The sequence below is a fragment of the Methylobacter sp. S3L5C genome (assembly GCF_022788635.1).
GTDB lineage: Bacteria > Pseudomonadota > Gammaproteobacteria > Methylococcales > Methylomonadaceae > Methylobacter_C.
This window is the reverse complement of record NZ_CP076024.1, coordinates 2,658,886-2,678,041: the sequence shown is the minus strand read 5'-3', so window position 1 is coordinate 2,678,041 and position 19,156 is coordinate 2,658,886. Positions and strand designations below refer to the sequence as shown.

Genomic DNA, 19,156 nt, shown 5'->3' with positions numbered 1-19,156 from the left:
TATTGTTTTAAAACCAAATCCCAAGATAAAATTCAGGAGAGCTTCATGCGTATTTTACTTGTTTCATCGGCATTTTCCGGATTAACACAACGTTTTTACACCGAACTTAACGATGCAGGTTATTTGGTCTCAGTTGAATTACATTTAGGTGACATAGCCAAACTACTAGAAGGTATTGCGTTATTTAAACCGGATTTAATACTGTGTCCATTCTTAACTCGACGTCTTCCCAAAGAAATTTATGCTCATACCAAATGCCTCATCGTACACCCTGGCATTAAAGGCGACAGAGGACCATCATCTTTGGACTGGGCCATCCAGAATAACGAACCGGAATGGGGCGTTTCTTTACTTGAAGCTGCTGAAGAAATGGATGCCGGAGCCATTTGGGCCAACAAAACCTTTCCCCTGCGGCCAGCGACTAAAAGCAGTATTTTCTATCGGGAAGTGACGCAAGCAGCAGTGGACTGTTTATGGGAAATTTTAACCTATTTTGATGCGCCGGATTTTAAACCCGAAGTACAAGATTATAGTAGAGCCGATTATACAGGTATATTGCTGCCGTCAATAAAGCAGGAAGATCGTAAAATCAATTGGAAAACACATAAAACGGATGAGATTTTAAAGCGCATTAACGCCGCTGACGGGAGCCCCGGAGTGCTGGATGAAATTTACGGAAAACCAGTTTTTATTTTTAATGCCCATAAAGAAAACCATTTAACAGGTAAACCGGGAGACATCATTGCAATGGCAAATCATGCCATTTGTCGGGCAACAGTCGATGGTGCAATCTGGATTGGACATTTAAAACCGAAAGTGGAATCTGGCACCAAAAGTATAAAATTACCGGCCACTTTCGTTTTAAAAGACCTGTTACCCAAAACAAGCCCGGAGACTTCAACGTTAAAAAGCCTGTTATCCAAAACCATCAAAGTTATCGAAATCGATTATACCAAACCGGGACGGCAACTACCCTGTCAAGAAGTGTGGTATGAACAGGAAGATGACATCGCTTATCTCTATTTCCCTTTTCATAATGGCGGCATGAGTACCGAGCAATGTAAACTATTGTTAACGGTCTATCAGTATGTTGCCACGATGCCAATAAAAGCGATTGTGTTAATGGGCGGTGAAGAATGTTGGTCAAATGGTATTCATCTTAATCACATCGAAACAGCAAAATCTCCGGCTGATGAATCGTGGTTAAATATCAACGCCATTGATGATCTTATCTATCAGATTATCACTACCTTGGATAAATTAACTATTTCTGCACTTGCTGGCAGTGCAGGTGCAGGTGGTGCCATTATGGCTTTGGCTGCTGACCGGGTATTTGCCAGAGAAGGTGTTATTTTTAATCCACATTATAAGAATATGGGCGAGCTTTATGGTTCTGAGTATTGGACTTATTTATTACCCAAACGTGTCGGCCAGGAAATGGCCACTGCATTGACTGAACAACGCCTGCCCATTAGCGCCAAGAAAGCATGGCGCATAGGACTGTGTGATAAGGTCCTCGACAAAAATCATAAACTATTTACTGCTCAGGTTAAACATCTGGTCAATGACCTTGTTACTGATAATGAGACATTAAGAGAGCAATTAAATGAAAAAGCCAAAACCCGTTGTTATGATGAATCATTAAAAGCCTTGGCGACTTACAGGAAATTCGAATTAACCCAAATGTACGCGAATTTCTATGGCAATGCGGCTTACCATATTGCCAGACAAAATTTTGTTTATAAAACAGGCAACGACAAAGCAACGCCTGAAAATATAGCCATCCATCGTCAAAAAGAAGGTCAGACCCAAAAACTGTCCTTGGGCAGTATGTACCATTTTATCTGGCAGGACTATTACCATACCAATGATGCTTTAATGGATAACCAACATCAGGAAGTATTTATTTTGGCTAATCAGCTGGTTTCTTCTATAAATAAGGAAGAGTTGGTCAAAAATATTCAGTTAATCTATCAGCATGTCAAAGAGCATTTTAATGCTGAAGAAGAACTGATGGAACAATCAGGTTTTCGATATTACAAAGGACATACAAAAGAACATAAAATAATGCTGGAAAAATTAATTGAAATTGATCATAAGATTATTAATGATGACTGGAAACAAAACGATATTCAGGGATTTATGGATAAGTGGGCCAAACACATTATTAATTCAGATATGGCGTTTAATGTTTACCAGAAAGAACAGGAACTTGGCCCGATCCTTTAAGCAATAAGGAAACATCTCGTTGGGATCTGTCAAACCCATCGTTTTGGATAAAATAATACACAATAATCCCGGGGAGATAACCCATGAACATAACCGATGAATACGGTCAAAAACTGGTTGAACTTATCGAACGAAGTGCGCATATTGATGCATTAGTTATGAAGTCCCGACAAGCCGCAGAAGAAGTCAAGCAAGAGCTGGAAGCGTTACGGGAAAAACAGCAAGAAACGACCAACCTGTTGCATACACTGGAAGTGTCAGGTAACAATACCTGGGAAAATATTGGTAATGGTGGCTAAAAATTGCAACAACCATTAAGTGACCAAAATCGTTAGCGCGTAGCGCCACCAGAGGGTATAAGAAAATCCGTGTAAACTGCCATTAATTAAAATCGGGCATCCTGTCCTGATACATCATAATAAACTGATTAATGGCCGGTTTCCAATCGCGTAATGGCATGGACCATTTTTTTGACGTATTTTTAATAGCCAGATAAATGACTTTCGTTGCCGATTTATGGATAATGGTTGTCCCAAGTCCTCGCAAAGGCTTCGAGCTCCATTTCTGCTTTTGCAACCATGATTGACTGGTAGATTTTCTTGAGATCTGCCGCAATCAGTTTTCGATATTTCCAGGAAACAAAGCGTAATGAATTCCGCACCATGTGGACAATACAGAGCTGAACCTGCGTTTTAGGAAAGACTGTGGCGATGGCATCCGGAAATCCAGTCAAGCCATCCACACAAGCAACAAACACATCCTTAATGCCTCGATTCTTTAGCTCGGTCAGCACAGATAGGCAAAACTTAGCGCCTTCATTTTCGGATAACCAGAGCCCTAACAATTCCTTCTGGCCTGCCATATTAACACCCAGTGCCACATAAACTGCCTTGTTAATAACGCGTTTATCTTGCCTGATTTTTACCACGATACAATCCAGATAAATAATGGGATAGACCTCATCTAACGGCCTGGATTGCCATTCGATGAATTTTCCCATAGCGGCTTCAGTGATAGTTGAGACCTGGGTGGCAGAAATAGTCGAGCCATACATTTCTTCAAAGGTATCAACAATATCCCGTGTCGTCATGCCCTTCGCATATAAGGTCCGAATTTTGTCATCAAAATGCGTTAACCGCGTTTGATTTTTACATACAAACTGGGGTTCAAAAGTGCCGTTGCGGTCTCGTGGCGTTTCGATCTCAAGCACACCGTGATCACCTTTAAGTGATTTAGTACCATAGCCATTACGGCTGTTGCCGGAATTATGCCTCGGCGGCGAATGCTTTGGATAGCCCAAGTGAGCCTCCATTTCCGCATTGAGTGAGGCCTCTACGGTGATTTTGAGTAGCTCTTGAGTTAAGGTAACGCGCAATAAATACCCCCCCCAATTTTTCAGGAATAGCATCTGAAAACTTATGTATTCTGTGGACCTATATTTGACACATCATTGTTAACAACATGCCCATCTTATCGAAACAGTATATTGCTACACTTAAAAATGCAGCAAAAAAGCTAACTGGTACCAAAAGACGGGTGTTTGAAGCCCAAGTCCCCCTGGATTATTTTTATGCAAAGCCTTATTTGGCTGAACAGGCCATAGGTTGGGATCGCAAAACGATAGCGTTGGGATTAAATGAATTACGCACGGGGATCTTCTGTGCCAATGATTTCAAGCCACGTGGTAATAAAAAAACAGAAGTAAAAAATCCGCAAATGGAAATTGACATCATTGCTTTGGCGGAACCTCAAAGCCAGACTGACCCAAAGTTTCAGACGCTGTTTAAATATACACGCATCACGGCCAAGGGTATGCGAGTAGGAGGCTGTCCGAGAATAGAAAACCTATTGCGGAAAAGCTATTTTGGCCATATTTTCCGTTTATTTTCGTTTAATAGAACAACTATTTGCCTCAAATGACCCAAAAATCTGACTCAAAATTGCTTTCCCTCGCTACGGTTCCTATTCTCGGACAGCCTCCTAGTACTCAGTCAATCTGATAATGTCGGATAAAGTTTCTTCAGTTTTATCCGTGCATCCTCCGTGGTAAACCGCCATTTCATAGGCCGAGCAATAGTATTTCTTTTTTCTTGCCACGCTAAAATTTCTGTTTTTAACATTTCTTGATCTGGAATGCGGCGATCCATACATTGCCGTGACAGGATGCTTAATTCTATCTCGGCCATATTTAACCAACTGCCATGCTTGGGCGTGTAGTGTATTTCTAGTTTTTCAAGAATTCTTCTCGCCTCTTTTGGCTCAAATGCCTTATATAAAGAGGCACCAGTATGGGTATTCAGATTATCCATAACCAGGGTAATACGTTTAGCCTGCGGGTAATGGACATCAACCAGGTTACGAATTTGATGCGCCCAATCAATGGCCGTTCTTTGATCGGTTACCTCAACAAACCGTTTGCCCTGCAAGGGTTCAAAAAACATAAAAATATTGCTCACTCCATTACGCTCATATTCCGTGTCGTACCGAGCGACCGTGCCAGGCTTTGCCGGTATTGGTGTTCGCGTGTCTTTAATCTGTTGCTTGCTGCTTTCATCCATGCAAATCAGTGGTTGCGCTTCATCATAAGGTCGCTTGTAAACCTCAAGCGTATCTTCCATAGCACAAACAAACTCAGCATTTTTTTTAGCCGGAATACACCACTCTTTATTTTGCCAGGGTTTTAATTCGTTTTTTTTAAGGTTTGCCGGATAGTTTCATGCGATACACTTTCAATATAACCCAGCTCAACCATCTGCTGTCCAAGTAAACGTAATGTCCAGCGACTACGCCCTTCAGGTGCATCGCCACAACTTAACGCGATCAAACGGGCTTCATTCTCTCCATCAATAGTACGACTTCTAACCCGAATTGACTTTGCCCGGTTTAAAGCCGATTCCAAGCCTTCTTGAACCAGTCGCTCCCGGACTCGTTCAACGGTACGTCTTGAAATACCAAAAGCTTCACTTATTGGCCGGTCCAGCCATTTTTCTCCTAACTCGCTAACATCCGCTTTCAGCAGTATTTCAGCGTGTAACCTTTTATGAGCGGCCACTTTTCCGGTATGAATCAAACTTCCCAAATAAGCGCGTTCATCTTCCGTTAGTCGTACTATGTATTTCTTTTTCAATGGTGTTTATTAATGGCAATGTAAAGACATTATATGGGGGCTATCATTCGACATATCAACGCTGACTGAGTACTAGCCCTTAATTAGAGAAAAAAACTGGGCAGATAAAGACTTGCCGTGTAAAAAAACCATTGGTACTATCCTGAATCGCTTGGGCTGCCCCTACGTAGAGTGCAAAAAGCGAAGCCACTTAAAAAGATTCCGGAAACCTATGCTATCTTCGATAACCTCATCAACATCAATAAGATCTCTGACTTGCGCCAAGATTCATTACGGATATCAATCGATACCAAAACTAAAGTGGACTTATGTGATTCATCGCGTGGCGGTACCTCACGTTGTAGAAAAGCCTTGCAAGCGAACGACCATGATATGGGGTTCAAGGATAAGTTGGCGCCTTTTGGTATTTTAAACGTGATGACCGGACTGCTCACGATTCTCTTTGGTGTCTCATTCGAAACCAGTGATTTTATTGTCGACTGTCTTGAGCACTGGTGGAGTAATAACAAAGAACAAAATAGTCACATCAAGCAGTTAGTCATCAATCTGGACAACGGCCCAAGGTACCCTAGCCATAGAACACAGTTCATGAAACGCATGATCGACTTTGCGGACAAAAATAACCTCGAAATCGTACTGGCTTACTATCCACCCTACTATAGCAAATATAACCCTATCGAACATTGTTGGGGAATCCTTGAAAACCATTGGAGTACGACCCTGTTAAATACGATGGAAACCACCTTGCAATGGGCAAAAACCATGACCTGGAAAGGAATTAGTCCGGTCATTACGCTGGTGAAAATTACTTATCAAAAAGGCGTCCGGATGACGAAGAAGACCTTTAACGCACTTGCCGACAGAATAGATCGGGACGCATCTTGCCAAAATACTATTTGACCATCAGACCTCATGCTTAAAAAGGTGTCAATTGGGGGGTTATTTATTGCGAGTTGCCTAACGAAGATAAATCAGCCTCGGATTTAATACCACGGGCCAAATCCTGAATCGCTGAAACTAAAATGGGGGCCTTTGATAAAATCGCTCATTTTCATTCCTCCTAAAGGAATTTCACTATACTGAAAATAAGCAGTTACAGGAAATTATTTACACCCTCTCACAAAAAAAAAAACAAGCCACTACCTTATTTGTAAGGAAGCATGCGTCTTTCAAAACAGTGTGTTGAGCTTAATATAATAATGCAGACCAAAACAAACCTGTCCCTCGAAATAACGTGAACAGGTTTATTTCAGTAATCATCGCGCAGCGTGATAAAAACTCATTGTTGATTTTTAATTATGAAAGTTTCACAGAATTTTATTTTCAATGCTTTTATTTAGTTTCAGAACCGCTTGCTGCGAAACAGAGCAATGATCCTGCAATTACTATTGATAATAATATTATTATGGCCATCAACATCACCTTTATAAAACACTCTAATCTGCCAATAAAAGATACCTTTAATCAAACAACAAAACTTTCAACATATTTTTCGAAAACCAATGTCGGCGTAGTTTTTAGTAACTCCTCGGTCGACTAATAATTTGGATATTCAAACTCCACCAAGGTTTTTAATTACCCGTAACAAATGGATTTTACTATTACAGAATACGGAATAATTGCTTAATGTATATCCTTTGTAATGTGTGGTAGCAGGCTAACAAAAAGTAATGGAAGCATACAAAAAGCCTCTGACTTAAACCACTATTGAAAAGAGTAACATCTCACTTTATATAAACAATGCGTATAAATACTTATATGCATAAAAAACAAGTTGTTTTACTATTAAAAAACCTTGTTACGTCCAAACAGCCTAATTTTTCATAACCCCGGATCCAATCGCAATATGCGCTAATTCAGCAACAGAGGACACATTGAGTTTGCTTCTGATTTGCGTGCCGTAATTGGCAACCGTTTTATAGCCCAAACACAATTCATCTGCGATTTTATGTGCCGTTAAACCTTTTGCCAGCAGCAGGAATATATCAAATTCTCTCGCCGACAGTAAACCAATAATGGATTTATAATCGGTTTCGTTGGCTTCCAAATTCTCACTTAAAACGACATCATCCGGCTTGATTAAGCGCTGTTCAATATATGTCTCACCGTCTGCGATCTTCTTGATCGCGGCAATCAAAATTTCTGGATGCGCCTGTTTGGTGATATAACCTTTTGCCCCGGCATTCATGGCCCGATCCACATAAACCCTTTCATCATGAACACTAAAAACCAATACTTTGGCATCATTGTTACGATTGCAAATACGCCTTAATGTTTCCAGGCCACCTATACCCGGCATGGATAAATCCAGCACCATGACATCGGGTTGCTCTTCCAGGTACAACTGGCAGGCAGCCTCGCCACGATCGGCTTCAGCGATCACTTTAATAGAGTCATCGGTAGACAATAACATCCGAAAACCGGCCCGCACCACCGCATGATCATCGACCAATATAACTTTTATTTTATTGCTCATTTTAACGGAATACTGGCAATGATATTCATGCCTTGTTGTGGTTGGCTTTGAATAGTCAATTCGCCCCCCAGACTGTTAATTCTTTCTCTCATACCTAATAAACCAAAGCCTGTTTTAATCCGGTCAGCAGCACAACCTTGACCATCATCCATCACGCGTAAACGTAGCGCTTTTGCTGCTATTGATGGTGTCACAATTTCCAGGATAATGGTCGCTTGCCGGGCCTGTGCATGCCGAACAATATTGGTCAAGCATTCTTGAACTACTCTAAATACCTGAATGCTGATTTTCTTTTCCAGATGATCTACTTCATCCGGGCAGTCCAGCAGTAGTTTTAACTCGGGGTTTCTAACTGACCAGTGATGTAACAGGTCTTCCATCGTTGCTTTTAGTCCCAACTCGGTTAGTACCAAAGGATGCAATTGATGCATCATGGAGCGTACCACCGTCATTAAATGATCACAAATACTGATAATGGAGTCCGTCGCGTGCTTTATTTCATCCCTCCCTCCCCCAACTCCAGTTTGGGAGCGGCCGGCCGTCACTGCCATCACCTTAATGGCAGTCAACGACTGCCCCAACTCGTCATGCAATTCCTGCGAGAGCCGTTGCCGTTCGTCTTCCTGTATTTCCAATGTATGCTGGGTTAATGACCGGTTTTCCTGCTGACTGGCATTTAGCTCATGAGTCATGTGGTTGATGGCTTTAGCGATGCTGTCATATTCCTGAATACTAAAATCAGGTAATTTTTGACTGTACTCTCCGGTTTCAATGACTTTTAATGCGTTAACAATCACCGCGATAGATTTAAGAGCTTTGTTAAAAGCCACATTGACAGCCAAAAAGGTAAACAGTATCAACAATAAAAGTGAGCCAAAAAAACCGATACTTTCTTCCCATACTTCGGTTATTTCATCCAACGGATTAGACTGAATAATCAGTGTTAACTGTTTACCGCCAAAGGTAGTGACAGGATGTTCGGCTTGAAGATGCTGACCTTCCACCAGGCCGACAAACCATTGTGGCGGCTTTTCGTCATTATTGGTTTGCTGGTTTTTATGGGCAATACTGATTATTTCGCCTGACGGTGTTTTTAGTTGAATGCGTAAATGCCGGGTTTGATTTAAGGTATTAAACTGTGGCAACCAGTCGGCTTCATTAAACGCCGTTTGTGAGGTTTGTGAAAAACCAAACTTTATCAGTTGTACAGCCAGATTAATAGATGAATCGACTTCCTTATCTATGGCATTACGTGCCTGCCAAATGGTTATTGATCCACCAAGCAGCAGAATAAACAAGGATGAGATTAAAATTCGTAGATTGATTTGATAACGCAGACTCATGGATATTTAAAATAGCTGGTTGATGGCTTGCAATAACCTTCTATTATTGATTCGCTGACGATTATTCGCCATAGGAAAAATTCTTTTTTTTCGACAAGGCCGGTTTTTTTAAAAAACCCGGCCTTTATTGTTGAGAATTAGTCATTTATAAAGAAAATTCCCGTTCCAGAGATTACCTGGAACGGGACGTTTATCTATTACTTTTTTGCACTGGCTTCTTCGCCAATTTCCCACTCTTCTTTTGAAACTTCAATAATTTTACCGTTAGCGGCATTCACTTCAACTTTGGTTTCATGGCCTTTGTCATTGACTATATCCAATTCATAACTGGCATCACCATTGTCTTCTATTTCGTATTCTACTTCCTGGACATTACCGGGATACACTTTTAACGCGATAGCTATGGCTTCTTGTTCAGTTACTTTTGCATTTTTCTTAAAGGCTTCGTCATCAGCACTACTGACTTCACTTTCCGTTTCAGTGATTTTTCCGGTTTTGGCATCGCACATAAATTCCCACTCGGCACCTTTGGAATCCTTGATTTCAAGCTCGTAAAAAGGCTTGCCAGCTACATTCAGCTTTTCCAGTTTAATCAGTTCGCCTGCCTTTTGTTTTTGTACCGCAGCAACACAACTGTCAATAGATTGGCCTGCAGCATAACTGGAAGCAGATGTGGCAAGACCCAAAGCTAATACGCAGGTTAAGGTAGTTTTTTTCATGGTTTTCTCCTAATATAAATAGTGACAATAAAGCGTGAGTTTATCCTGAAATCTCAGCCAGGAGTAAGAGCAGCAACTTTAATCGATTATTCTCTTAAGATAACTCGAAAAAATACCCTTTACATTTATTTATTGAAGGCCACCTTAGGCGGCAAAGACTAAAGAAATGCTCTGAAACCCGGATTTTCTACTATGGATGCCGAGATTTCAAAGATTATACGTCAACTATTTATAGCAAACCATTTTTCAGCTAACACAAAAAACCAACACGAACAGATTGCCGGAACTCTTACGCAAGATAACTAACAATTGTTTGCTTCGGCATCAACCATGCTTTACCAAAAAGTACCCGGCTGCAACTCCGCAGATTGTCCCGTTAATGCCTGTTTACTCTGCTTATGCAACAGCACGTAAACTTTCGCCGCCGCTTTTTTCTGAGCCTCTCCCCATTGCTCAACATTACCGGTACAATAATTTTGGCGCAGGTGTTTTTGGATTTTTTCATCAACCACTTTGGTCAACGGGAGAATTTTTTGCCATGCTGCATCTACACTGCACAACGTTTGCCGGGCTTGCTTGCCAAGCTCTATAAATTGCCTGACTGCTGGTTTATGCTGATCAGCCCAACTTTGTTTAAAAACATAACCCAGATTGGCGACTGACTCCTGAATCCCCAAGCCTTGTAAAATACTACGTCCATCAATTAACGTTCGATAACCTTCAGCTTCAAGTCTGGTCGCAAAATGCCAATAATTAAGCGCAGCGTCAAGCTGACCTTGCTTGATTTGCTCATTGATCAGTGGCGGCGTAGCAAAGACTTTTTCCACTGAAGCATCAAGATCGATATTATGCTGCTGCTTGGCCAAGGTTTGTAGTAACAGCCAGTTCTTATCCAGCTCACCACCGGCGATTCCCAAGCGCTTACCGTTAAGATCGAGTAAGGAACGAATGTTGCTGGTACTGGGCACCACCAACGCACCTGACATATCCGAATAAGGATAAAAAGTAAAATCAGTGCCTTTTTCACGCAAGCCGGATACCCAAATCCAGTCGGAAATAATGATATCCACTGCTCCGGATTGCAAGGCCGCCTTACCGGCTTCAATATTGGCAACGCGGTGTATATCCAACTCAAAATCAGCCGATTTGGCGGCCAAAGCCTCTTGCAAAGCAGGCAATTCCCACTCTACGGTTCCACCAACCTGGACACCAAGTCTAATAATGGTTTTTTCTGCCGCAAAACTGCTGACAGACAATAATAAACTTAACAGTAAAACTTTACCTTTCATCACAACAATCCTGCTTAAAAACAACTAAAAAACAGCACTTTTTTGCCCACTTCAGGCAAAAAATGTGCTGTAAAAAAAACCGGCAAGTCAGTTCACTACCTTTTCCCGAAAATGATAGCTGACAGCTATCACTGGTGCCGCCAGTGCTACCAACTGCCAAACATAGCTATCAAAGTAAGCTACGCAAATAGCGGTAATGCCTAAAAAAATACCGGTAAAAATACAGCGCCAGTCGGTTTGCAAACCATCCAGATAAGTTGTTAATGCCAGTACCAAGAGTACGACCAAATCGCCTTCTTCGTGATAAAGCCTTCCAGAACTCTGATAGCAATAAATAATAATGACGACACACAAGCCACCTGCCCAATGCAGTAACGGTCGTACAAATTTCTTCAGATTATCGCCATCGAGCTTAAATTGATAGTAGCCCGGAACGATGGCAATACCGCTAAATAAAAACATCATGACCAACCAAATATCGTGGGTTCTATGCTGATACCGGTAATCAATACCGGCACCGAGTAACGATAAAAGTAAACGCAATATAAAAAGACTATGCTTCGATAACAAATTTTGTTTGTTCATAAACTGTTCTCAAGATGATAGATAAAAATAACAGCTTTTTTATCTGAAAAATCGATGATATTGGTATATTCCAGGTAAGTAAACGAGGCTGATCATCAGTAATGTCAGCAATGCCCATTGCCAACGAATATCAGTCTGTACCAATTTTTCAGTCGCCAGCTTGGAGTTTTTTAATGCCAGAGCAAGACTTTGCAAATCCGCTAAGCGGGCATAACCCAAACCGGATTCTGCGCTCAATTTTTCCAAATAGGTTTCATGTAAGGCCGTTAAATGTTCGTTGCCGGTAACAACGTCATTGCCAAACGGTGCATTACGAGCGTTATAACCTTTTATTTGCGACGGGGCCAACGTGGACTGTCCAAATGAAGAACGATGCGGTACATCCTCTGGCTTATAAAAACCGGTTTGTTCGCCCTGACTGTTAAATTTTGGGATCGGCACTGTTTGCAAACCACCCACACCAATAATCATGCCTTTTACCTGTCCTCGTAAACCTGAAAAATCAGCCTGATAATTAACATTAACCGGCGGTGCTTCCTGGCCGTCGGTAATAAAAATCACCGAACTATCGCTCTTTTTTAGCATGTCAAGGGTACTCAGCAACCCTTTAGCAATATTGCTGTCTGCGGCCCAAGCCATGCGCCAATCTATTTTACTAATGACCGTATCTATTTCGGTGTAGGCGGAACAAACTTCCAACGGTTCGAATAACAAGGTCGAGCGCCTTTCTGTAAACAGCCCTATTCCAACCTTGGATTGGCAAGGCAAATCCCGCAACAAATCACGTAAGGTTTGTTTAACAAAAGACAATCGACTAACAGCCTGATTATCTTGCTGGTAGTCGGTTGCATTCATACTGCGAGTAATATCAATAATAAAGGTGTAGTTGTAAGTGGGGCTTTTTTGCTTTTTACTGGGGATTATGAACAACACCAGCATGGCTATCAGCGCAAACAGCAAACACCAGAGTCGGTAATCTTTTAATCTGTGAGTCATTATCTTCTCGTTATCATGCAACGCCAATCAAGGCAAGCCGCGCGGAAAGCCTGGCACAGTTGTCCATAACTGTGATTTCTGATTGATCGGGCCATCGTCATCCGGCATGATGATACTATCCATTTCCGGCAATAAACGCATGGCAACTTCAAGGTTATATTTGCTATCCCAGTTACTGCTATCCAAAGCTAATGACTGGCGATAAGCTTGTTTCGCCAAGCCCAGTAAAGGCAAAGCAGCATTCATGTTCATTGTTTTTACTTGCTGTAACGCTTGCTCCAGATAGAGGTTGCCGAGGTTATAACGGGCTTTGGCCTGGAATGCTTTATCGCCTTTATCCATAATCAGACTTAGCGTCGATAAGGCCTCTTCGTAACGGTGTTTTTGTTTAAAATAAAAAGCCCTTGCCAGCCTTAACTCGGGCTTGCCAGTGATGACTTGATTAACAACCACATCTTGTCCTGTGGTCAATTGCTGAATTAATTGATTGTCGTGATGCGTGCTGTACAACGACTCGACACTATATAAAATCGTCAGTAAACCAACCAATAAAACCGCCCACAGGGTAATATGCCTGATTCTTCTGATCATCGTTTAACCTCACAAAGTTTAATTGCCAGTAATACCAGCATTAACAAACCCGCTACGCGATAACAGGTTGCGGACAAATCCTGTTTGGGGATACGTTCGAAATAATGCATCGGTAAATTTTCAAGTTGATTAATGTCGGCAATTGCCTGTTTTAACGCACCAGGGCTTTCCGCTTCATAAGCCTGATAAGGACTACCCAAGCTTAAAAAGAACTTATGCAGATAAAGTTCGGGCATGGCTTGGGCGTTGTCATCACGACTGTCTTCAGGCTTATCGAAAATACCGGGACTATTGGCCGTGCGCAAAAAAATCCAGTACAGGCGAACTTGTTGCTGTTTAAACCATTCCCGTAATTTTTGTTCACTGTCATGATCAATCACAGCCGCACCATCTGAAACCAACAACACAATACGCGAACCGGTTACCGACTGTTGTTGAAAAAATGACAAAGCCATTCCCAAGCCTTTACTGACATGGGTAAAGCCCAGCGCCGGTGTCGCCGTTGCCGCAATCGCTGCTTGCACTGCATTTTTGTTTTCGGTAAGTGGCATTACAAACAAAGGTGACGTACTGTATTCAGCCACCCCGATTAAGCCGGTTTCTCGGTGTTTGACAAAATCAGTCAATAATCGTCTCGCTGCACCGGACTTTGACTCTTCAGCATCTTTGCCATCGTTATTCGCGTTTGGCGCACGCCCGGCAAAACTGTTATCCATGCTGCTGCTGCGATCCAGCAACAACACGACATGGGCACCGTGACCGATACGTTCCAGGCTTTGTTCGGTACGATGCAATCCAGCCATTCCCAAGACTAATGCGGCAATAACCGTCATTGCGCACAAACGCAAACCCGAGTCGATAAAACTCGACAACCTGTCAGCGGGCATCAAGGCTAGCCAAGGCGTAGCGCTTGCTTGCATACCGCTAGTAAACAACGGCAACAAAACGAGTAATAAACCTGCCAAAACCCAGGGCGTACTAACTGCCAGATTCATAAACTGCCTCGTTCAATTTTTCGGCACTGCTCACAAAGGTCTTTAATTTGTTGCAAATCCGGCGTTACCGTAATCATTCCTGCCGAAAAAAAATAACGATTGGAATAATTAAAAAACCACTCTAATTTAGTGCTTATTTGCCGATACTGTGGATTACGCTGATAAAAATCACTCAACTGGTTATAAAACAGCGGTTGTCCATTAAGACTGTTTAAGGCGTAATGAACAATACTTAAGACCTGTTCCATATCGGTTTTGGACAGCCCAGCCAGTTTTCGCAAAGCTTGTTTAAACAAGGTACGTCGTAACAGCTTGGGAAAAAAACCATAAAGAAAACTTAAATAAGCTGCGGTCAACACAGTCACCGTCAGACTGGCAGACAAGCCATACCACGCCTGCGTATTTTCCAATAACTGCGGTGGACTGTCGGGGCGCAGGTATTCACCCTGTTCGGTTTGACGAACCACCAACTCTCTTAGAGGCGACAAGGTAAAAGACCAGGCCGGTATGTTTTGACTGAGTATTTTTTGCTCAGGCCTGTTTTCGCCCTGATTAAATTGCACAGTAAAACCGGGCAAGGTTAATGCTTTAACCGTCGGCGGCGCGTAAAAAACCTGATAGCGAAGGTCGATTTGATAACGCTGCCCATTTTGTTTAACCGCCACCTGATTAAGATTCAGCCAGCGATTAATTTGTCCTTTAGCAGGCAAACTAGTGGCTTGCAAACTGATACCTGAGCGGGTTTCAATAATAATTCGCTGGGGAATTTCATCGCCAATAACGTAACCAAAAGGACGCGGGGTTTCAACGTTAAAGTAACTGACAGGTGTATTAATCGAGCCGGAGCAAGCCGGTAGTAACAGTATCAGGATTAACAGGGTTCTCATGTGACTCTCTGTTGTAAATAACAATTAATCATTTGTGTGCTATAGCGTTCCGTAATAAACAAAGGCTCGTTACCAAAGGCTCTAAAGGTATGTTTCAAGTCATGTTGGCGCTGCTGATAGGCGGCCATTATTTTTTGTCGTAAAGCCGGACGCATAAACAGCGTGCGCGTCGCCGTACTTTCCATGTCTTTAAATAAAATCATGCCCCAGTCAGGCAAACTGGCATATTCATGCTGATTCCATAATATTAACGGAATAACATCGTGACCTTGCAGTGAGCCCAACAAGTCACGTAACTGAGTAAGCGGAAAATGACAATCGGATAACAAAAACACCAGTGAACGCTTACCGGGCATAAAAGCGGCGGCATTTTTAAGCCCGTTTGAACTTCCGCTATAACGATGATTTTTAAGCCGCTTTACCAGGTCATTGACCTGTCCTGATTGTCGGCAAGCGGGAAGTAACCAACGCTTATCAATACCGTCAGCACAACCGATAAAGCCGAATTTATCGCCATAACTTAATACCGAATTAGCTGCCGTCAGTAAAAGCTGAATCAAGGTTTGTTGTTTATCGGCATAACCCATAGATGCCGACATATCGGCAAGCACGTAGACATTAACCGTGCTTTGCTGTTGGTAAACGCGCACCCGATAACCACCAAACGGATCCAGTACACTGGCGCGCAAATCCAGACGCCGGGGATCAGGACTGGCAATAAGCGGTTCATGACGCTTAAACAAGTGCCCTGCCCCAACCATTTGTCCTGGGTGTGTACCCGGATAAACTGTATTTGCTTGCCAGGGTAAGCGATAATAAAGCGTTTCAGTCATGAGTTATTTTTTACAACGTGATATTGCCTGTCAGCCATAGTGAGTGTGCAAGTTGCACTACTCTGCATTTAAGGTGCAGCGACCTGGTTTAAAATGCCTGTTATTAACTCAGGCAACAACTGCTCTTTTCTATAAGCGTACATCGGATTCAAAAACAGCCGATGAGTCATGCAAACTGAAAAGACACCTTGTAAATCCTCCGGTAAGACATGGTTTCTATGCTCCAACCAGGCACGGGTTTTGGCAGCGCGAATTAAATAACTCATCCCACGGGGACTTGCTCCGGCCATTAATAATTGTGGCATTTCAACATCACTTAATTGCACACCATAATGCTGTGGCTGATGTGTCGCTTTCCATAAAGTCAACGCGTAGGCTCGGAGTTTGGGACTTGTCTGTATATGTTGCTGTAACGTTTGCGCCAAGTCATTAAGCTGATAGTAAAACCTGTTATTAGACATATTACCGATAAGTTGGTCGGTATCATGAAAGCGTGGGTTAAACATCAGCTCGTCAAGCACCGCATCCGAGTTCGGCATATCGATATTAATTTCCATCATAAATCGATCTTTAGCGGCGGCCGGCAACTCAAAGGTTTCTTCCCTTTCAACGCGGTTGCGATCGGCAAAAACCTGCATGTGTGGCAGTGCATAGTCCTGATTGAAAGCGTTAATACTGCGCTCTGCCATTGCTCTTAATAACAGGGCATGGACTTGTGGACGGGCGCGATTGATTTCGTTAAAAAAAAAGGTGGCGAGAGTGTCGCCGTGTTTCAGCAATGGCCCGGGATCTACACAAGGACGACCTTCACTATTTAAATAAGTGTAATAGATCAAATCGGCAGGCATTAAATCAATAGTACCTTCTATCCGTTGATAATCACCACCCAAGCCTTGCGCAACGGCTCTTAGAAGCGTGGTTTTACCTACCCCGACATTGCCTTCCAGCAACACATGACCCCTGGCAAAAACAGCCAGAATGATATTTCTGACAGCCGGTTGCAAGCCAATAACGACTTGATTGATTTGTTGTTCAAACTGTAACGCTTTGTCACGCCAGTCGGTAAGTTGTGTCTCTTTGCTCATTGGCTTTATAAAAAACGTGGGTATTCTTCAGGTGTGAAGGAGTAAGGAGGTATCCAGAGAAATTTTGTTCTTTCGCAGTAATTACATCTCTGTGTCATGGCTTGCTTTACGCACTGAGACACGCGCAGCAAGCACCAGAAGACTGTCCAAGCAGAACAAAACTTATCTCGATAACTATTAACGATTTTTCCGACTGCATTCAAACGGAGTCTGTGAAAATGCTAAAAAAAAGGGCATAAGATACCAACCTGCTTACAGGGGGATGTAAGGGGAGATAAGGAATAACGTATTTATGCCCAAAAATAATCGCTATTCGATATCGTCAACGTCAAAAACAAACGTACCGGTCTTGGCTAAATTTTCTTGACGTTTTTTATTGCGTGCTTCCATTTCCACAACCGATTGCGCCTGTTTATTAAGTTCATTAACATCGTGTTTCGGATCATACTTGCTGCCAGCCACTTTTTCAGGATAACCCGGTTTGGGTTCCCAGCAAACACCCGGCTCACTGCAATTTTGGCCATCATAAGCATTGGCCGACAAGGACATCACTGCCAACATTGCACCTGCATTAATTAAAGTCATTTTTTTCATGTGTTATCCTCGCTATTATTTTAACCACTTGGCTTTTTTAGGATCACCTTTATAAATATCCCGAATCCAGGACATAATCAAAAGCATCTCATCAGTTGATAAACTAAGATATTGCGGCCCCATCATGCCGTTGGCACCGCCAAACAGGACTTCAAACAAGCCCTGATCTTTGGCATTAGCCGGATACGTCCAGTAATCATCGGCAAGACCTGGCCCCAATTTACCTTCCGCTTCATGACCATGACAGCCGGAACAAGCCGGCATAAAAAGATCATGGCCTTTTTGTATGGCCACTTTATCGCCATTGTAAGGATTTTTACCGGTTTCCTTAAACTGCTTAAACGCTTCAGGATTACCACCCTGCTTGGCAACACTCATATCCAGAGGATCACCGGTAATGACATTACGAAAAGTGATTTCCGCAACAGCCGCCGAACTTAGTAATGCAAGACTGATAGCCGATATGGCCAATAATTTTTTTCTCTTCATTTTATAACCTATCTCTTTCATGATTTATCAGCAGCATCTGGCTCAGAAACCAATGGAATTCCTTCTTTTTCCAATAATTCTGTTATTTCACTTTGGTTGTCTGCAATCACTTTGTTTAACTGAGCCAGCAGGGTAGGATCGTTTTTACGAACGCCCATTGATGAACTGTAATGAGAACCGACTTTTTGTCCGTCCGCACGCACATTGTCATCAGGAATGATCGTCATCACCAACGGTGTTGTCGACTCTTTAACATAACGTGCTGCAGATGGCCCCCAAAGAGCGGCTACCTCGGCATGACCTAAAGAAATCTCGGAAACCAATTTTGATGGTTCGTATTTAATGTACTCATTGCGCCTGGATTTAAAGCCAACCAGTTCATGAGAATAATTAAACATATCGTTATATCGTCCGATAGCTCGCATCATTACTTCTGCGGGTGTTTCGGGCACAAAGGCAATGCGTTTTGCCTTACGTAACACATCGCTATCCCAATTTTTTAAATCCAGCTTATCGGTTTCACGCGAGATAAAGACATAACCAGAACGGTAATAAGCCTGGGTAGTCAATACCCTGGGATCACCTTTATCGACACCTATGGCCAGATCACACAAGCCCTTATCCAGCGTATCACGTATGTAATAACGCGGGTCGCTCCAGGTAACATAAACGATTTTTCTGCCCAAAGCAGAACCAACCAGCTCCGCCAATTTATTCTCAAAGCCTTCACCTGCCTTATTGGAGTAAGGCATTTCATTTTCTGCCGCGCAAACTTTTAGCGGCTTGCTTGTTTCAGCATGAGCTTGGGTTACAGCCAAACCGACCCCCAAACACAACGCTGTTATTAAGAACTTGTTTCTGTGCATGGTTATTCTCATCATTAACTGGTTAAAATCGTAATACCGCTGCCGGTACGAA

The 19,156-nt window shown here is 42.5% G+C and carries 19 protein-coding genes and 1 pseudogene; 4 read left to right on the top strand and 16 right to left on the bottom strand.

From position 1 onward, the window contains the following. Positions 1 to 45: 45 nt before the first annotated feature. Positions 46 to 2,229, top strand: a complete 2,184-nt coding sequence (locus tag KKZ03_RS11935) for a hemerythrin domain-containing protein (RefSeq protein ID WP_243217070.1) — start codon at positions 46 to 48, stop codon at positions 2,227 to 2,229. A gap of 83 nt (positions 2,230 to 2,312) precedes the next feature. Further along, positions 2,313 to 2,528, top strand: a complete 216-nt coding sequence (locus KKZ03_RS11930) for a hypothetical protein (protein ID WP_243217069.1) — start codon at positions 2,313 to 2,315, stop codon at positions 2,526 to 2,528. An 82-nt stretch (positions 2,529 to 2,610) separates the two neighbouring features. Here the strand turns inward: KKZ03_RS11930 and KKZ03_RS11925 are convergent. Further along, positions 2,611 to 3,595 (bottom strand): annotated as a pseudogene (locus KKZ03_RS11925) (IS256 family transposase); the annotation flags it as partial. 170 nt (positions 3,596 to 3,765) lie between these two features. Here KKZ03_RS11925 and KKZ03_RS11920 point away from each other — a divergent pair. Further along, complete coding sequence (locus KKZ03_RS11920) at positions 3,766 to 4,149, top strand: hypothetical protein (RefSeq protein ID WP_243217068.1); 384 nt, start codon at positions 3,766 to 3,768, stop codon at positions 4,147 to 4,149. A gap of 71 nt (positions 4,150 to 4,220) precedes the next feature. Here KKZ03_RS11920 and KKZ03_RS11915 read toward each other — a convergent pair. After that, positions 4,221 to 5,356, bottom strand: a protein-coding gene (locus KKZ03_RS11915) for an IS630 family transposase (protein ID WP_243217008.1) whose coding sequence is annotated in 2 segments (ribosomal slippage) — positions 4,221 to 4,927 and positions 4,927 to 5,356 — 1,137 coding nt in all. Because the reading frame shifts where the segments join, the coding sequence is not laid out codon by codon here. A 156-nt stretch (positions 5,357 to 5,512) separates the two neighbouring features. Between KKZ03_RS11915 and KKZ03_RS11910 the strand changes: the two genes are divergently transcribed. Further along, positions 5,513 to 6,256 (top strand): transposase, encoded by a 744-nt coding sequence (locus tag KKZ03_RS11910; RefSeq protein ID WP_256452025.1) that lies wholly within the window; start codon positions 5,513 to 5,515, stop codon positions 6,254 to 6,256. A gap of 913 nt (positions 6,257 to 7,169) precedes the next feature. Here KKZ03_RS11910 and KKZ03_RS11905 read toward each other — a convergent pair. From KKZ03_RS11905 to moxJ, 14 genes are all read right to left on the bottom strand, one after another. After that, on the bottom strand, positions 7,170 to 7,832 hold the full coding sequence (locus tag KKZ03_RS11905; protein WP_243217066.1) for a response regulator transcription factor: 663 nt from the start codon (positions 7,830 to 7,832) through the stop codon (positions 7,170 to 7,172). After that, entirely contained in the window at positions 7,829 to 9,175 is a 1,347-nt protein-coding gene (locus KKZ03_RS11900) for a histidine kinase (RefSeq protein ID WP_243217065.1), read from the bottom strand. Before KKZ03_RS11900 ends, KKZ03_RS11905 begins: the two co-directional genes overlap by 4 nt. A 197-nt stretch (positions 9,176 to 9,372) precedes the next feature. Next, complete coding sequence (locus tag KKZ03_RS11895) at positions 9,373 to 9,894, bottom strand: PepSY domain-containing protein (RefSeq protein WP_243217064.1); 522 nt, start codon at positions 9,892 to 9,894, stop codon at positions 9,373 to 9,375. Between the two features lie 335 nt (positions 9,895 to 10,229). Beyond that, positions 10,230 to 11,183, bottom strand: coding sequence for an ABC transporter substrate-binding protein (locus tag KKZ03_RS11890; protein ID WP_243217063.1), 954 nt, complete (start codon positions 11,181 to 11,183; stop codon positions 10,230 to 10,232). An 87-nt stretch (positions 11,184 to 11,270) separates the two neighbouring features. After that, the gene (locus tag KKZ03_RS11885) at positions 11,271 to 11,768 is read right to left on the bottom strand and encodes a hypothetical protein (protein ID WP_243217062.1); all 498 of its coding nucleotides are present in this window, start codon (positions 11,766 to 11,768) and stop codon (positions 11,271 to 11,273) included. Between the two features lie 39 nt (positions 11,769 to 11,807). Next, complete coding sequence (locus KKZ03_RS11880; protein WP_243217061.1) at positions 11,808 to 12,764, bottom strand: vWA domain-containing protein; 957 nt, start codon at positions 12,762 to 12,764, stop codon at positions 11,808 to 11,810. Positions 12,765 to 12,791: 27 nt separating this feature from the next. Continuing rightward, positions 12,792 to 13,355, bottom strand: coding sequence for an MxaK protein (locus KKZ03_RS11875; RefSeq protein ID WP_243217060.1), 564 nt, complete (start codon positions 13,353 to 13,355; stop codon positions 12,792 to 12,794). Continuing rightward, positions 13,352 to 14,350, bottom strand: a complete 999-nt coding sequence (locus tag KKZ03_RS11870; protein ID WP_243217059.1) for a vWA domain-containing protein — start codon at positions 14,348 to 14,350, stop codon at positions 13,352 to 13,354. Before KKZ03_RS11870 ends, KKZ03_RS11875 begins: the two co-directional genes overlap by 4 nt. Beyond that, a complete protein-coding gene (locus KKZ03_RS11865) occupies positions 14,347 to 15,237 on the bottom strand; it encodes a nonribosomal peptide synthetase MxaA (protein WP_243217058.1) in 891 nt (296 codons plus the stop codon). The genes KKZ03_RS11870 and KKZ03_RS11865 overlap by 4 nt, the downstream gene beginning before the upstream one ends. Next, on the bottom strand, positions 15,234 to 16,070 hold the full coding sequence (locus KKZ03_RS11860; RefSeq protein ID WP_243217057.1) for a DUF58 domain-containing protein: 837 nt from the start codon (positions 16,068 to 16,070) through the stop codon (positions 15,234 to 15,236). The genes KKZ03_RS11865 and KKZ03_RS11860 overlap by 4 nt, the downstream gene beginning before the upstream one ends. Before the next feature lie 68 nt (positions 16,071 to 16,138). Further along, the gene (locus KKZ03_RS11855; RefSeq protein WP_243217056.1) at positions 16,139 to 17,155 is read right to left on the bottom strand and encodes a MoxR family ATPase; all 1,017 of its coding nucleotides are present in this window, start codon (positions 17,153 to 17,155) and stop codon (positions 16,139 to 16,141) included. Positions 17,156 to 17,464: 309 nt separating this feature from the next. Further along, complete coding sequence (locus KKZ03_RS11850; protein ID WP_243217055.1) at positions 17,465 to 17,749, bottom strand: methanol dehydrogenase [cytochrome c] subunit; 285 nt, start codon at positions 17,747 to 17,749, stop codon at positions 17,465 to 17,467. Between the two features lie 15 nt (positions 17,750 to 17,764). Continuing rightward, a complete protein-coding gene (gene moxG / locus KKZ03_RS11845; RefSeq protein WP_243217054.1) occupies positions 17,765 to 18,238 on the bottom strand; it encodes a cytochrome c(L), periplasmic in 474 nt (157 codons plus the stop codon). Between the two features lie 17 nt (positions 18,239 to 18,255). Further along, positions 18,256 to 19,104, bottom strand: coding sequence for a methanol oxidation system protein MoxJ (gene moxJ, locus KKZ03_RS11840; RefSeq protein ID WP_243217053.1), 849 nt, complete (start codon positions 19,102 to 19,104; stop codon positions 18,256 to 18,258). Between the last annotated feature and the right edge of the window lie 52 nt (positions 19,105 to 19,156).